Origin of the sequence: Pseudomonas sp. SJZ103, from assembly GCF_007828335.1 — a bacterium.
In the GTDB taxonomy this organism is placed as follows: domain Bacteria; phylum Pseudomonadota; class Gammaproteobacteria; order Pseudomonadales; family Pseudomonadaceae; genus Aquipseudomonas.
In genome coordinates this window covers 1050379-1064524 of sequence record NZ_VIUN01000001.1, presented here as the reverse complement: position 1 = coordinate 1064524, position 14146 = coordinate 1050379, and the positions used below count along the sequence as shown (strand labels likewise).

13 protein-coding genes are annotated in these 14146 nt (G+C 61.2%); 4 read left to right on the top strand and 9 right to left on the bottom strand.

Annotated features, from left to right (window positions below; translation table 11 throughout):
- Nucleotides 1–15: 15 nt before the first annotated feature.
- Genes FBY10_RS05060 through FBY10_RS05035 form a run of 6 tightly spaced genes read right to left on the bottom strand, consistent with a single transcriptional unit; the run spans nucleotide 16 to nucleotide 6173 of the window.
- On the bottom strand, nucleotides 16–1530 hold the full coding sequence (locus FBY10_RS05060) for an ABC transporter substrate-binding protein (RefSeq protein WP_145334809.1): 1515 nt from the start codon (nucleotides 1528–1530) through the stop codon (nucleotides 16–18).
- A complete protein-coding gene (locus FBY10_RS05055) occupies nucleotides 1512–2531 on the bottom strand; it encodes an ABC transporter ATP-binding protein (protein WP_145334810.1) in 1020 nt (339 codons plus the stop codon). The genes FBY10_RS05060 and FBY10_RS05055 overlap by 19 nt, the downstream gene beginning before the upstream one ends.
- Entirely contained in the window at nucleotides 2528–3484 is a 957-nt protein-coding gene (locus tag FBY10_RS05050; RefSeq protein ID WP_131698988.1) for an ABC transporter ATP-binding protein, read from the bottom strand. The genes FBY10_RS05055 and FBY10_RS05050 overlap by 4 nt, the downstream gene beginning before the upstream one ends.
- Nucleotides 3481–4338, bottom strand: a complete 858-nt coding sequence (locus tag FBY10_RS05045) for an ABC transporter permease (protein WP_131698987.1) — start codon at nucleotides 4336–4338, stop codon at nucleotides 3481–3483. Before FBY10_RS05045 ends, FBY10_RS05050 begins: the two co-directional genes overlap by 4 nt.
- The gene (locus tag FBY10_RS05040; RefSeq protein WP_131698986.1) at nucleotides 4335–5282 is read right to left on the bottom strand and encodes an ABC transporter permease; all 948 of its coding nucleotides are present in this window, start codon (nucleotides 5280–5282) and stop codon (nucleotides 4335–4337) included. Before FBY10_RS05040 ends, FBY10_RS05045 begins: the two co-directional genes overlap by 4 nt.
- 3 nt (nucleotides 5283–5285) lie before the next feature.
- Entirely contained in the window at nucleotides 5286–6173 is an 888-nt protein-coding gene (locus tag FBY10_RS05035) for a proline iminopeptidase-family hydrolase (protein ID WP_131698985.1), read from the bottom strand.
- 183 nt (nucleotides 6174–6356) lie between these two features.
- Here FBY10_RS05035 and FBY10_RS05030 point away from each other — a divergent pair, with 183 nt between their 5' ends.
- Nucleotides 6357–7121 carry a LuxR family transcriptional regulator gene (locus tag FBY10_RS05030; protein WP_131698984.1) on the top strand — a complete coding sequence of 255 codons (765 nt, stop codon included), beginning with the start codon at nucleotides 6357–6359 and terminating at the stop codon, nucleotides 7119–7121.
- A 94-nt stretch (nucleotides 7122–7215) separates the two neighbouring features.
- Complete coding sequence (locus FBY10_RS05025; RefSeq protein WP_131698983.1) at nucleotides 7216–8148, top strand: proline iminopeptidase-family hydrolase; 933 nt, start codon at nucleotides 7216–7218, stop codon at nucleotides 8146–8148.
- A gap of 38 nt (nucleotides 8149–8186) precedes the next feature.
- Here the strand turns inward: FBY10_RS05025 and FBY10_RS05020 are convergent, their stop codons facing one another.
- A complete protein-coding gene (locus FBY10_RS05020; RefSeq protein WP_131698982.1) occupies nucleotides 8187–9689 on the bottom strand; it encodes a nucleobase:cation symporter-2 family protein in 1503 nt (500 codons plus the stop codon).
- Between the two features lie 159 nt (nucleotides 9690–9848).
- Between FBY10_RS05020 and FBY10_RS05015 the strand changes: the two genes are divergently transcribed.
- Nucleotides 9849–10682, top strand: coding sequence for a nucleoside-binding protein (locus FBY10_RS05015; RefSeq protein ID WP_145334812.1), 834 nt, complete (start codon nucleotides 9849–9851; stop codon nucleotides 10680–10682).
- On the opposite strand, the gene punC is transcribed toward FBY10_RS05015, so the two are convergent.
- Nucleotides 10679–11863, bottom strand: a complete 1185-nt coding sequence (gene punC / locus FBY10_RS05010; protein ID WP_131698980.1) for a purine nucleoside transporter PunC — start codon at nucleotides 11861–11863, stop codon at nucleotides 10679–10681. The two genes, FBY10_RS05015 and punC, sit on opposite strands and share 4 nt — an antisense overlap.
- Nucleotides 11864–11985: 122 nt before the next feature.
- On the opposite strand from punC, the gene punR reads away from it, so the two are divergent.
- Complete coding sequence (punR, locus tag FBY10_RS05005; protein WP_131698979.1) at nucleotides 11986–12906, top strand: DNA-binding transcriptional activator PunR; 921 nt, start codon at nucleotides 11986–11988, stop codon at nucleotides 12904–12906.
- On the opposite strand, the gene FBY10_RS05000 is transcribed toward punR, so the two are convergent.
- Nucleotides 12895–14064, bottom strand: coding sequence for an aspartate aminotransferase family protein (locus FBY10_RS05000; protein WP_145334814.1), 1170 nt, complete (start codon nucleotides 14062–14064; stop codon nucleotides 12895–12897). The genes punR and FBY10_RS05000 overlap by 12 nt on opposite strands.
- Nucleotides 14065–14146: the final 82 nt, after the last annotated feature.

Here is a 14146-nt window from a genome sequence, read left to right as displayed (position 1 = left end):
GGTGTTCTCTGGCTCTTAGTTCTTCACCACTTCCTCAAGGGTGAAGCGCCCCAACGGGTTCTGCAGGAAGTTGCTCACATTCTTGCGTGAGATGTTGATGTACGGGCTGTAGTACAGGTCGATCCAGTTCACATCCTGTTTCGCCAGTTTCTGCAACTCCACATACATCTGCTCGCGCTTGACCGGGTCAGCCTCAATGCGCGCCGCTGCGACCAAGTCCTTGACCTTGTCATTCTTGTAGCGGGTCATGTAATTCTGGTTGGTGTCGTGGCCAAGCACGAAGGTGGTCTTCTGGTCCGGGTCGAGGATGTCGTTGGTCCAGTACATCACCGAAATATCGTACTCACCGTCCACCAGCATCTGCCAGCTTTGGGTCGGGTCGACTTTCTGCAGGTTGGCGGTCACACCGACCTTGGCCAACTGGTCCTTGATGATCACAGCGATCTGCTCGTCGGCTTCGTTGCCGGCGTTGACCACATAGTTGAGCTTCAAGTCCTTCGCGCCAGCCTTTTCCAACAGCTGCTTGGCGGCGGTCGGGTCATACGGGCGTTGCAGGTTGTTGGCGTAGTGGAACAACGAGCCTTTCGGGATGTAGGAATAGGCCACCGTGCCTTGACCGTAAGTGGCGGTTTTCACCAGCGACTGTTTGTCGATCGCCATGTCCAGCGCCTCGCGTACTTCCTGCTTGGCCAGCAGGCCGTGGGCGTGGTTGATCAGCAGGTGATCTTCACGGGTGGACGGGTCGGAGTGGATCACCACGTTCTTGTCTTTCTTCAGTTCTTCAACCCGGGAAAACGGTACGAAGATCGCCGTGTCCAACTCGTTGTTCTGCACCATGCGCATCCGCGTGTTGTCGTCGGTCACGGAGACCCACTCCACGCCGTCCAGGCTGACCTTCTTGGCCTGCCAGAAATTCGGGTTCTTCTTCAGGATGACCCGGTCGCCCTTGCGCCATTCGTCCACGGTAAACGCGCCGGAGGTCACCGGATTTTCGGAGTAGGCGTCTTCCCCCATTTTGGTCATGGCTTTTTCCGACAGGATCGAAACCGTCGGCGAGGCCAGTTGCGACAGGAAAGCTACCGCCGGAGTCTTCAGCGTGACGACCAGGGTGTGCGGGTCTGATGCCTTGGCCGTGTTGATCAGGTTGAACGGATCAGCCCACAACGAGGCCTTGTTGTCGCGGATACGCAGCAGGCTGAACGCCGCGTCCTCGGCAGTGATTGGCGAGCCATCGGAGAACTTCGCATCTCGCAGTTTGAACGTGTAGGTCAGGCCGTCCTTGGAGATGTCCCAGCTTTCAGCCAGGCCCGGCTCCATCTTGGTGCCCAGGTTATCCACGCGTACCAGGGTGTCGTAGACGTTGGCGAATACCCAGGTATCGCGGTTTTGCGCGCTTTTGATCGGGTCGAACGTGGTGCTGTCTTCACGGCAGCCGATGGTGAGGACGCCGGCGGCCTGGGCCAGGCCGGCGGTCAGCGACCAAGCTGTCAACGTGGCAGCGGCAAGCAACTTCAAGTGGCGGGATTGCATGTCATAACTCCTTGTTCATGATGGGCAGGAAGGGTCAACGGTTCTTCAAGCACGCAACTGTAACGATGCTCGTGCAGGGAATGGGTAGGCGGCAATACCACGGAACACATCGTCCGGGCGTACCGGCAACGCGGGTGGAAGGCACAACCCGCAGGCAAATTCAGGGGGCTCGGCGGCTCGCCAGGCAACGGCTGCGTCGGCAAAGGCCGGTGCGGATCGATCTCCGGAATCGCCTCGATCAACGCGGCTGTATACGGATGGCGCGGCGAGGTGAAGACCGCTTCCACCGGCCCTTCCTCTACGATCTTGCCCAGGTACATCACCGCCACGCGGTCGCACAGGCGCCGCACGATGGCCAAATCGTGGGCGATAAACAGGATCGCCAGGTTCATGCGCTGTTGCAGTTCCAACAGCAGGTTGATGATCTGGCCCTGGATCGATACATCCAGCGCTGCCACGCATTCGTCGGCAATGATCAAGCGTGGCTCCACCGCCAGCGCCCGGGCAATACCGACACGCTGGCATTGGCCGCCACTGAGGGAGCCGGGTTTGCGACTGGCCAGTTCGGGGCGCAGGCCGACCAGGTCAAGCAGTTCGTTGACGCGAGCCGTGATGCGCGCTGCCGGGACTTTGCGCTGCACCCGCAGCACCTCGGCGATGGTTTCACCGATGGTGTGGCGCGGGTTCAACGCGGCGTAGGGATCCTGGAAGATCATCGCCGTTTCCTGGCGCAGGCGCGCGATGTCGACCGCGCTGCCATGGGCCATGTCGATGCCATCGAACAGCACCTGCCCGGCACTGATCGGGTTGAGGTGCAGGATCGCGCGGCCCAAGGTGCTTTTGCCGCTGCCGGACTCCCCCACCAACCCCAGGGTTTCACCGGCAGCCAGGTTCAGCGACACACCGTTCACCGCCCTCACCCACTGCTTGTTCAGGCCGAACACACCCGTGCCGGACGCGGCGAACCGCACCTCCAGGTCCTTGATCTGCAACAGGCTCATGGGCGTGCTCCCAACGGGTAGTGACACGCCACGCGCGCGCCTTCGGGCAACAGTTCGGTGCACAACGCGCCGACCTGCGGGCAACGCGGGTTGAAACGGCAGCCGTCGGGTAACGCATCGAGCAAGGGCGGCTGGCCGGGGATGGTGCGCAGCAACGCGTGGCCACTGCTGTGGGCCGGCTGGCAATCAATCAGGCCTGCGGTGTAGGGGTGTTGCGGATGGGCGAGCACGTCGTACTTGCTGCCGTGTTCACACAGGCGCCCGGCGTACATCACGGCGATGGAATCGCAGGTTTGCGCGACCACGCCGAGGTCGTGGGTGATCATGATGAGCGACAGGCCGCGCTGGTCACGCAGGTCCAGCAACAGGCGCAGGATCTGTGCCTGCACGGTCACGTCCAAAGCCGTGGTCGGTTCGTCGGCAATCAATACGTTCGGGTTGCAGCCCAGGGCCACGGCGATCATCGCGCGTTGGCGCATGCCACCGGAAAACTCATGGGGATAGTTGTCGATCCGTGCCTGGGGATCGGGAATGCCCACCTGGCGCAGCACCTCGATGGCTTGTCGGCGCGCGTCTTTTTTCGACGCACCCTGATGCAGGCGAATGCCTTCGGCGATCTGATCGCCGATGCGCATCAACGGGTCAAGGTGGCTGCTGGGGTTCTGGAAGATCATGCCCAACTGCCCGCCACGCACCGCGCGCATGCCGGTGTCATCCAGTTGCAGCAGGTCCTGGCCCGCCAGGCGTACCGCACCGCCCTGGACGCGCAGGTTGGGCGACGGCAACAAGCGCATCAAGCCACGGCAGGCCATGGTCTTGCCCGAGCCGCTTTCACCCACCAGGCCGAGGATCTCGCCTTCGGCCAGGTCGAAGGACACGCGGTCGACCAGGGTCACATCGCGCCCGCTGTTATTGGCGATCACACTAAGATCCCGCACTTGAAGCAGACTCATGAGCGATCCCCCAACACTTGCGCCACGCCATCGGCCAGCAGGCTGAAGCCCATGGCCAGGGTCACGATGGCCAACCCCGGAAAGGTGCAGATCCACCAGGCCGTGGTGATAAACGCCTGCCCTTCGGCAATCATCGTCCCCCACTCCGCCGTCGGCGGTTGCACGCCCAGGCCCAGGTAGCTCACGGCCGCACCGTTGAGCAGCACCAGAACCGCGTCAGACATGGAAAACACAATCGAGCCAAACATCGCATTCGGCAGCAAATGCCGGAACAGGATGCGCCCATGGCCAAAACCCAGGCTCTTGGCCGCCAGGGCAAAGTCGCTCTCCTTGAGCACCAGGATCTGTGAGCGGATCAGCCGCGCGTACGAGACCCAGCCGACCAGCGCCATGGCGATATAAAAGCTCTTCAGGCCCGGACCGAGGATGGCCATGATCGCCAGCATCAACACCAGGAACGGAAACGCCAGGATCACATCGATCACACGCATGCAGAAGCTGTCGAAGCGCCCGCCGATATAGCCAGAAACGGCACCGACAAACGTGCCGATCATGAACGGGAATATCACCCCGATGATGGCAAGCTGCAGGTCGACGCGCGCGCCCCAGATAACCCTCGAAAGGATGTCTCGACCGTAATTATCAGTGCCAAATGGATGGGCCAGGCCAGGGCCGAGCAATGCCATTTCCGTGTTTTGCGCAATGGGGTCATAGGGGGCGATCCACGGCGCAAACACGGCCAGGGCCAGCCACACAGACAGAATCAACAGCCCCCACGCGGCCGTCAGTCGGCCATTGCGAAAACCAAAACGCAGGCGCAGGCGCCACGGGGCAATCAACGGGCGACTGCTCATTGCATCTTCACCCGTGGGTCGAGGGCCACCGTGACCACATCGGCGAGGAAGTTGACCACCACCGTCGCGCAGGCCAGCACCATCGCTACGCCCTGCACCACCATGTAGTCGCGGGTAAAAATGCCGCGCACCAGCAATTGGCCGATACCGGGAATGGCGAACAGGCTTTCGATCACGACGGTGCCGCTGATCAGCCAGCCAATATTCACCGCCAGCAGGTTGACCGCCGGCACCAGGGAATTGGGCAGCACATGGCGACGGAACACCGCAGCTTCCGACAACCCGCGGGCCCGCGCGGCAGTGACGTGGTCGGCCTGCAGCTCCATCAACATGCTCGCCCGCAGGTTGCGTACCAGCACCGCCGACAGCGCCAGGGCGATGGTCAGGCACGGCAAGACCATATGGTGCGCCTTGTCCAACCAGGTGCGGCCGTAGCCGGACACCGGAAACAGGCCCCATTGCACACTGAGCAGCAGGATCAGCATCAGGCCCAGCCAGAACGCCGGCATGCCCAGGCCCACGGTGGTGAACACACGGATCAGGTTATCCGCCCACCCGCCTTTATTGCGTGCGGCCAACGTCGCCAGCGGCACCGCAATCAGCAGCGCCAGCACCACGCTGCCGAGCACCAGCACCAGGGTGGGTTCGATACGGGTGACGATCAGCTTCAAGGCGTCGACTTTGTACAGCAGTGATTGGCCGAGGTCGCCCTTGAGCAGGTTCTTCAGGAAGTAGAAATACTGCTGCCACAAAGGCTGGTCGAGGCCGTACTGGGCGCGGATTTTCAGCAAAGCGTCCGGCGTGCTGCGCGAGCCGAGCAAGGCGCGTGCCGGGTCGCCCGGGATCGAGCGCACCAGCACAAACGTGATCAGGCTGATGCCAAACAGTACCGGCAGCAATTGCAGCGGCCGGGACAGTACAAAACGGTAGCGCGCCAGGTTCATCTGTCAGCCTCGGTGGCGAGCGAGAAAGTCCAACAGTACCGGAAAATAAGCGTGTGGCTCCTCATAGAACGGCATATGGCTGCTGTTGGGAAATACATGCAGTTCGGCGTGTCTGGCCGCCATCTTCATGCGCATGGCGCAGGCCGGGGTGAGTTCGTCGTGCTGGCCGGTGGTGATCAGGATCGGCATGCTGAAAGCGGCCATCTCGGGGATGCGGTTCCAGTCCTTGAGGTTGCCGACGTAGAGGAATTCATTGGGGCCCTGCATGGTTTCGTAGGGGCCCATGTTCCAGTCGCCGAGGGAGCGCTTGACCGGTTCGGGCCATTCGTCCAGGCGGCAGACGTGGCGATAGTTGAGCAACGTTATCGCGGCCTGGTATTGCGGGTGATCCAGGGTGCCCATGGCTTCGTGGCGCTGCATCATCGCCACGGTCTCACTGCCCAGCGCGCCGCGCAGGCGTTCGAGTTCTTGAGAAAGATGCGGAATGTCGCCGACGGTGTTTTCGAGGATCAGGCTTTTCAGCGTGTCGGGGTAATGGATGGCGTATTCGATGCCCAGCCAGCCGCCCCAGGAATGCCCGAGCAGGTGCACGCGGCCGAGATCCAGGGCTTGGCGCACGGTTTCGACTTCTTCGACATAACGGCGGATTTCCCACAGGGAAACATCGGTCGGTCTGGCTGATGCGCCTGTGCCAAGCTGGTCGAATGCAACCACTCGCAGGTTATGGTCCTTGAGCCAGCCATGGGCGTCGCGCAAGTAGTCACACGGCAGGCCCGGCCCGCCGTTGAGACACAAGAGCACCTCATCGCCTTCGCCGAAGCTGTAGACCACGAGGTTGTGGCCATCGACTTGCACGTTGTACTGCTGGTCGGGGGCAATTTCACGCCACATGCATACATTCCTTGTGTTGTATCGGCCTGGCGGGTAGCGGCCGTTTATCAGGCCAACACTACCGAGGATGCCGCGCGTCCATAACCTAGTATTTCTTATAGGTTTGGCCTGGCAGTCCTTCGCCGGGGCGTGGCATTCTACTTGCAGGAAGTCGAGATTCAAATGAATTCGGGAGCAGAACGGATGCTGGCCAAGCTAACTGCCTTCAACAATCGTCTGATGCCGGGCAGGAGCCTGGATGAGCAGATGGACAACACGTTCATCCTCGCCCAGCAGATGGGCTTCGATGCACTGGTGTACGACTACACCCCGGTGCCAATAGACCAGGATGGTGCATTGATCACCCCATCGGTGCTGGAGCTGCGCAACACGCCGACCGATTGGCATGGGTTGTGGTGCAGCAAAGGGTTCTACCAGATCGATCCGGTGCAACACCTGGCCCTGCGCACGGTGTCACCGTTCGTGTGGTCCTACGAAGCCAAGGCTGACACGGCCCTGCAAACCATCATCGACCCCTGTCACGCCCCCGTTTCGTCCTACCTGCACGACCAGCAACTGACGTGCGGCGTCAGCGTTCCGATGCATCTGCCCCGTGGCGGCTTCGCTTCACTGACCGGCTTGCGCACCGGCAACACGCCAACCGTGCTGCAGGACGCGCAGCAGACCTTGTCGGACTTCAGCCTGATTTCCCACGCTTTGCAGGAAGCGGCCTACCCGCTGTTCGGCAAGGAGCTGCGCACCTACCCGCACATTCACCTGACCAAACGCGAGCGCGAATGCCTCAAATGGGCCGCCGAAGGCCTGACCGCCGCCGAAATCGCCACGCAATTGAGCCGTTCACTGGCGGTGATCACCCTGCACCTTGCCTCGGCGATGCACAAACTGGGGGCCAAGAACCGTGTACAGGCCGTGGTGCGCGCGACCCATTACCGCCTGCTCGAAGACTGACTTTTTGGCAAAACCTAGCTGTTTTGCTAGTTACCTGAATGTTGCCCAAGGCTTATCGTGTCCCTGATCCTTTATTTTCAGAGCAGGGTACGAAATGGAATTCATCGAAAAAATCCGCGAAGGGTATGCCACGTTTGGCGCCTACCAGACCTGGTACCGCGTCACGGGTGATCTGGCCAGCGGCCGTACACCGCTGGTGGTCATCCACGGTGGCCCCGGCTGCACCCATGATTATGTCGACGCCTTCAAGGACGTCGCAGCCAGCGGTCATGCGGTCATCCACTACGACCAACTCGGCAATGGCCGCTCCACGCACTTGCCTGAGAAAGACCCGTCCTTCTGGACCGTCGATCTGTTTCTTAAAGAACTGGATAACCTGCTGGACCACCTGCAAATCAGCGATAACTACGCGATCCTCGGCCAGTCCTGGGGCGGCATGCTCGGCAGCGAGCACGCAATCCTGCAACCCAAGGGCCTGCGTGCGTTTATCCCGGCCAACTCGCCAACCTGCATGCGCACCTGGGTCAGCGAGGCCAACCGCCTGCGCAAACTGCTGCCCCAAGGCGTGCATGAAACCCTGCTCAAGCATGAAGCCGCCGGCACGTATAACGACCCGGAATACCTCGCCGCCTCACGGGTGTTCTATGACCAGCATGTGTGCCGCGTTAACCCGTGGCCGGAAGAAGTGGCGCGCACCTTCGCCCAGGTCGACTCAGACCCCACGGTGTACCACGCCATGAGCGGCCCGACCGAGTTCCACGTAATCGGCAGCCTGAAGGACTGGAAATCCATTGGCCGCCTGTCGGCAATTAAGGTGCCGACCCTGGTGATCTCCGGCCGGCATGATGAGGCCACACCACTGGTGGTCAAGCCGTTCCTGGATGAGATCGCGGATGTGCGCTGGGCGCTGTTCGAAGACTCCAGCCACATGCCCCACGTGGAAGAACGCCAGGCGTGCATGGGCACCGTGGTGAAGTTTCTGGATGAGGCGTGTTCTGTTCCGCACACAGTCCGCAAGGCTGGTTGAGTTCCAAATGTGGGAGGGGCGGTGCCCCTCCCACATTTTTAGACCTCTGTGGTTTCAGCTTGTGCAGCTTTCCTTGGCACCTCCGCCACCAATGGAATCTCCTTGCCCTCGGCATCGAACAACTTGCCGCCACTGAAGTAATCCCCCTCGCGCAATGCCGATACGTCGTGGAAGCACAAACTGCGCTCAGTCCCCGCCACAAACACCGACTGCTGGTCTGAATTACCCGCAGTGAAATGGTTGAACGCCAGGTTCAACAGGATCGCCATGATCGCCGACGAACTGATACCCGAGTGGAAAATGGTCGCGAACCAGCCGGGGAATTGGTCGTAGAAACTCGGCGCAGCAATCGGGATCATGCCGAAACCGATGGAGGTGGCAACGATGATCAGGTTCATGTTGTTGCGGTAGTCCACCTTGGACAAAGTGCGAATACCACTGGCCGCCACGGTGCCAAACAGCACAATCCCGGCACCGCCCAGTACCGAGGTCGGCACCGCGGCGATTACCCGCCCCATGAATGGCAGCAAGCCGAGGATCACCAGGAATAGCCCACCCGTTGCGACCACAAAGCGACTCTTCACCCCGGTCACCGCCACCAGACCTACGTTCTGGGCGAAGGCACTCTGGGTGAACGAACCGAAGATCGGCGCGAACATGCTCGACAGCATATCGGCGCGCAGGCCGTTGCCCAGGCGTTTGGAGTCGACCTTGGTGTCGATGATTTCGCCCACCGCCAGGATGTCGGCCGAGGTTTCCACCAGGGTCACCATCACCACGATACACATGGAAATGATCGCCGCGATGTGAAAGGTCGGCATGCCGAAATGGAATGGCGTAGGGAAACCGAACATTGGCCCCTGGGTGACGCCGGAAAAATCCGCCATGCCGAGGAACACCGCTATCACCGTACCGATCACCATCGCCAGCAGGATCGACAGGCGCGAGATGGTTGCGCTGCCGATCTTGCTCAATAGCAGCACCAGCACCAGGGTCAACGCCGCCAGGCCGATATTGGGCATGCTGCCGAAATCCGCCGCGCGGCTGTTACCGCCCATGGCCCAGCGCGCCGCCACGGGCATCAGGGTGAGGCCGATGGTGGTAATCACGATACCGGTCACCAACGGCGGGAAAAACTGGGTGATCCGCGAGAACACCGGGGTGATCAACAGCCCGATAAACGACGCGGCCATCACCGCGCCGAGAATCGCCGGCACTCCGCCGGCGCCATCGCTGCCGACAATCGCCACCATGGTCGCCACACCGGCAAACGACACGCCCTGCACCAACGGCAACTGACAGCCAAAGAACGGCAGGCCAAGGGTTTGCAACAAGGTGGCGAGGCCACCGGCAAACAACGATGCGGCGATCAAGAGACCAATATCCGCCGGCGACAGCCCGGCCGCCTGGCCGACGATCAAGGGTACCGCGACGATGCCGCCGTACATGGTGAGCACATGCTGCAGGCCGTAAGCCATGTTAGCGGCGACGCCTAGATTCTCATCTTCCGGCCGCTGCGGTGACGCCTTCGGGATAGTCATGGTGAGGGGATCTCTGTTTTTGTTGTGCGGACACTGTATTCAATCTTAAGACCAGATGTCCATATAGTTGTATACAATCAATCGAACAAGATACCCTCCACCGGCGTTACAAAAACCATTGGGCCGTGATGAGCCAGAACGCCAAAGGACACTAAAACAATGAAAAAGGCATTACAGGGCGCCACCGTTGCACTCACCCTCCTCGGCGGCGGGGAGGCTGTCGCGGTGGAATGGATGAACAACAGCGTCGGTTTTCGCTACGGCCAGCAGTTCACCAATCCGAATAACCCCGACGAATTCAGCAAGCGCATCTACAGCTTTACCCACGCCAGCGGCTACCGGTATGGCAGCAACTTCCTGAACCTGGATGTGTTCCTGTCCGGCAGCCACGACCCGCGCAAGGGCACCGACCACGGCGGCAGTGAGGTGTACGCGGTGTACCGGCATCAGCTGTATGCGTCACGGGTGCTGGATGTGCCGCTGGGCACCGGGCTGATCAAGGATTACGCGCTGACCCTGGGCTTTGATGCCAACCGCAACAACAACGTCGCTTCGGCGAAAAAACGTGCGCTGGTGATCGGCCCTACCTTGAAGTTCAACACCGTGGGCGTGCTGGACCTGAGCCTCCTGTACTACAAGGAGCGCAACCACACCGGCATCCCCGGCGCGCAGGAGTCAGACCACACGTTCGACGACACCTACATGCTCAACCTGACGTGGATGCGCCCTTTCGAGATCGCCAACCATGCGGCGAAATTCCAGGGGTTTATCAATTACGTCGGGGAAAAAGGCGCGGACTACCATGGCCGCGACACGGCACCGGAAGCCCTGATGCGCAGCGCGCTGATGGTCGCAGTACGACCGGGCAAGGGCGTGAAGCCGAACCTGTACCTCGGGGTGGGTTACGAATACTGGCATAACAAGTTCGGCGTGGACGGCGGCCGGGGCAGCCGTACGTCAACGCCGACGGTGAACATGGAAGTGACGTTCTAGGCGGCCGCCAGTTCCGAATCGTCTGCGTTGCGCCGCGCCAGCCAATACCCCAACACGGCCAAGGGCGCGGTCGCCAGCATCACGATCGCGGTGATCAGCAACGGCTGCTCGATCATCGACGACACCAACAGGCTGCTGAGAAAGCACAGGCCCAGTTGCAGGGTATTCTGCAGAGCGGCAGCCTTACCGGAATTTTCTGCAAACGGCATCAGCGCATTCGCCACCACGATCGGGTAGCTGGCGCCGTTGACCAGCGCCATCAGGCAGAACGGAATCAGCAAGGTGGTGAGCGTCGGCACGGTCAAGGTGGCGACCAGGTACAACGCCACCATGCTGACGCAATAGGCGAGCAGCAACCACGGCAGCAACGTCTTGCCCTGGAAGCGCTGCAAGGCGCTGCGGCAACTGTAGCCACCCACCAGAAACGCCAAGGTTGGGAGCACGTAGCTCAGGCCGATGTCATTCGGGCTGTAGCCCATGTCGCCCAGGATGAAAGGCGACGCGGTCAGCCAGGCGAAGAAGCTGGCCGAGCAGGCGGCGAAGATCATCACATTGCCGGTAAACACCCGGGAGGTGAGCAACTGCCAATAGCCAAGGCGCGAAGATTCGCCTTCCCGTGTCTGAGGTTTCGGCACGGAGCGCAGGAACAACGTGGGCAGCAACAACAGCAACGACACCCCCAGCAATACGCCGAAGATGGCCTGCCAACCGAAGTGGTTCAGCACCATTGCGCCCAACAGCGGCGCCAGCGCTGGCGACAACGACATCAACGGCATGATGCTGGCGAACACGCGGTGGGCCTTGTCGGCCGGGTAGCGGTCGATCACCAGCGCCTGCCAGCTCACAGCCGCAGAACACACGCCAATCGCCTGCATAAAGCGCAAGGCCAGCAACTGCGGCGCGGTCTCGACCCAAAACATCCCCGCGCAACCCACGACAAACAGGCTCAAGCCTGCGAGCAAGATCGGCTTGCGCCCCAGGCGGTCGGACAACGGCCCCCACAGCAACTGCCCCACCGCAAAGCCCGCGAGGAAAATACTCAAGCTGGCGCCCACCGCACCCGCACCAATATGCAACTGCTCGCCCATGGCGCCGAACGCCGGCAAATACATGTCCATGGCGAGATAACCGAGCATGCTCAGCCCCGCCAGATACCAGGTGAAACCAAAAGAATTTTTCATTGAAGCCTTGTTAGTCTTGCCATCAAACTATTTGCTGACTGCCGCCCATTATGAAGCTGAGAGATTTTGTGTGAAGCGATAATAATTGGCGGCTCTTATCAATAATTTTGAAGGCAACCCTAATGTGGTCCGAATACTCCCTGGATGTCGTCGATGCGGTAGCGCGCCATGGCAGCTTCAGCGCCGCCGCCCAGGAACTGCACCGCGTGCCGTCAGCCATCAGTTATACCGTACGTCAACTTGAAGAGTGGCTCGCGGTGCCGCTGTTTGTGCGCCGGCATCGTGATGTGGAGCTGACACCCGCCGGCCGCCTGTTTATCGACGAAGCCCGCGGCGTGATGAAAAAAATGCTCGGCACACGGCGCCTGTGCCAGCAGGTGGCCAATGGCTGGAGTGGCCAGTTGAAGGTGGCGGTGGATTCCATCGTCAAACCCCAGCGCTGCCGGCAGTTGGTGCTGGATTTCTATCGGCAGTTTCCCGAGGTGGAGTTGCTGCTGGAATACGAGGTGTACAACGGCGTGTGGGATGCCTTGGCGGATGAGCGCACCGATATTGTCATCGGCGCCACCAGCGCCGTGCCGGTGGCCAGTCACTTCACCTTTCGCGATATGGGCTTATTGAATTGGCTGTGCGTGGTCAGCGCCCGGCACCCGTTGGCGGCCGTGGAAGGGTTGCTCAATGACGACCAGCTGCGCCCCTTCGCCTCACTGTGCATGACTGACACCTCGCGCAACCTGCCCAAGCGCGACACTTGGACCCTGGATAACCAGCGGCGGCTGGTGGTGCCGAACTGGGCCTCCGCCATCGATTGCCTGCGCGATGGCCTGTGCGTCGGCATGGCACCGGCGCATCAGGTATTGCCGTGGATCGAACGCGGTGAATTGGTGGCGCTGCAACTGACGCGCCCCTTCCCGGCCAGCCCATCGTGCGTGGCCTGGGCACAGAGCAAACTGTCCCCGGCCATGGCATGGTTGCTGGAGTACCTGGGGGATACCGACACCCTGAACCAGGAGTGGCTCAACGGCAGGGACCTAGCTCAATAGCCGAGTGATGGCCCGCACGATCATCTCGACCTCCTTGGCCTCCAGGGTCAACGGCGGCAGCAGGCGAATGACCTTACCCCGCGTCACGTTGATCAGCAGCCCATGCTCCTGGGCAGCACGCTGGGCCAGGTCGCGACAGGGGCTGGCCAACTCAATACCGACCATCAGGCCCCGTCCGCGAATCGCCAGCACCTGTGGGTGGTCTTCCAATTCCATGCGTAAACGCGCCAGCAAGCGTTCGCCCTGTTGCGCAGCGTTCTGCAACAAACCTTGCTCTTCGATAATGTCCAACACCGTGCAGCCCACCCGGCACGCCAGCGGATTGCCGCCAAAGGTGCTGCCGTGACTGCCGGGCGTGAACAGCTCGGCTACCGCAGCCCTGGCCAGGCAGGCACCGATGGGTACACCATTGCCGAGGCCTTTGGCCAGGGTCATCACATCCGGGACAATGCCTTCATGCTGGAAGGCAAACCAGGCGCCGGTGCGGCCGATGCCGGTCTGGATTTCATCGAGCATCATCAGCCAGCCGTGGCGTGTGCAGTGATCGCGCAGGGCTTGCAGATAACCGGCCGGTGCCGGCTGTACGCCACTTTCGCCTTGGATCGGCTCGAGCAGGACCGCCGCGATACGCGCGCCAAACGTCTTGGTGATGGCCTCCAGTGCCACAAGATCACCGAAACCGACCTTGAGAAAATCCCCCGGCAAACGCTGAAAGCCCAGGCGCACCGACGGCCCATCACTGGCAGCCATGGTGCCCAGCGTACGGCCATGAAAAGCATTCTCCATCACTACCACCAACGGCTCTTCGATGCCTTTTTTCCAGCCATGCAACCGCGCCAGTTTCAGCGCCGTCTCGTTGGCTTCGGCGCCGGAATTGTTGAAGAAGGCACGGTCCAGGCCGGACAGCTGGGTCAGGCGCTGGGCGAGGCGTTGCTGCCAATCGATGCTGTAGAGGTTGGAGGTGTGCAACAACAGGCCGGCCTGCTCACTGATGGCCGCCACCAGTTTCGGATGCGAATGCCCGACGTTGGTCACCGCAACGCCCGCCACCGCGTCCAGGTATTCACGCCCCTGCTGGTCCCACAGGCGCGTGCCGAGGCCACGGGTAAAACTCAGGGCTAAGGGTTGATACGTGGTCATCAGGCAGGCGGCGGTCATGGTGGCAGGCTCCAGTGCATCGTTGTGATGGGTTGAAGTATCGTTAGCCACCAGAGCTGGATAAACTGCACTTTCCTGCAAT

Bases quoted from the DNA above. Each gene is read 5' to 3' on its own strand.
- FBY10_RS05060 (WP_145334809.1), bottom strand. From the start codon at position 1,530: ATGCAATCCCGCCACTTGAAGTTGCTTGCCGCTGCCACGTTGACAGCT.
- FBY10_RS05055 (WP_145334810.1), bottom strand. From the start codon at position 2,531: ATGAGCCTGTTGCAGATCAAGGACCTGGAGGTGCGGTTCGCCGCGTCC.
- FBY10_RS05050 (WP_131698988.1), bottom strand. From the start codon at position 3,484: ATGAGTCTGCTTCAAGTGCGGGATCTTAGTGTGATCGCCAATAACAGC.
- FBY10_RS05045 (WP_131698987.1), bottom strand. From the start codon at position 4,338: ATGAGCAGTCGCCCGTTGATTGCCCCGTGGCGCCTGCGCCTGCGTTTT.
- FBY10_RS05040 (WP_131698986.1), bottom strand. From the start codon at position 5,282: ATGAACCTGGCGCGCTACCGTTTTGTACTGTCCCGGCCGCTGCAATTG.
- FBY10_RS05035 (WP_131698985.1), bottom strand. From the start codon at position 6,173: ATGTGGCGTGAAATTGCCCCCGACCAGCAGTACAACGTGCAAGTCGAT.
- FBY10_RS05030 (WP_131698984.1), top strand. From the start codon at position 6,357: ATGCTGGCCAAGCTAACTGCCTTCAACAATCGTCTGATGCCGGGCAGG.
- FBY10_RS05025 (WP_131698983.1), top strand. From the start codon at position 7,216: ATGGAATTCATCGAAAAAATCCGCGAAGGGTATGCCACGTTTGGCGCC.
- FBY10_RS05020 (WP_131698982.1), bottom strand. From the start codon at position 9,689: ATGACTATCCCGAAGGCGTCACCGCAGCGGCCGGAAGATGAGAATCTA.
- FBY10_RS05015 (WP_145334812.1), top strand. From the start codon at position 9,849: ATGAAAAAGGCATTACAGGGCGCCACCGTTGCACTCACCCTCCTCGGC.
- punC (WP_131698980.1), bottom strand. From the start codon at position 11,863: ATGAAAAATTCTTTTGGTTTCACCTGGTATCTGGCGGGGCTGAGCATG.
- punR (WP_131698979.1), top strand. From the start codon at position 11,986: ATGTGGTCCGAATACTCCCTGGATGTCGTCGATGCGGTAGCGCGCCAT.
- FBY10_RS05000 (WP_145334814.1), bottom strand. From the start codon at position 14,064: ATGACCGCCGCCTGCCTGATGACCACGTATCAACCCTTAGCCCTGAGT.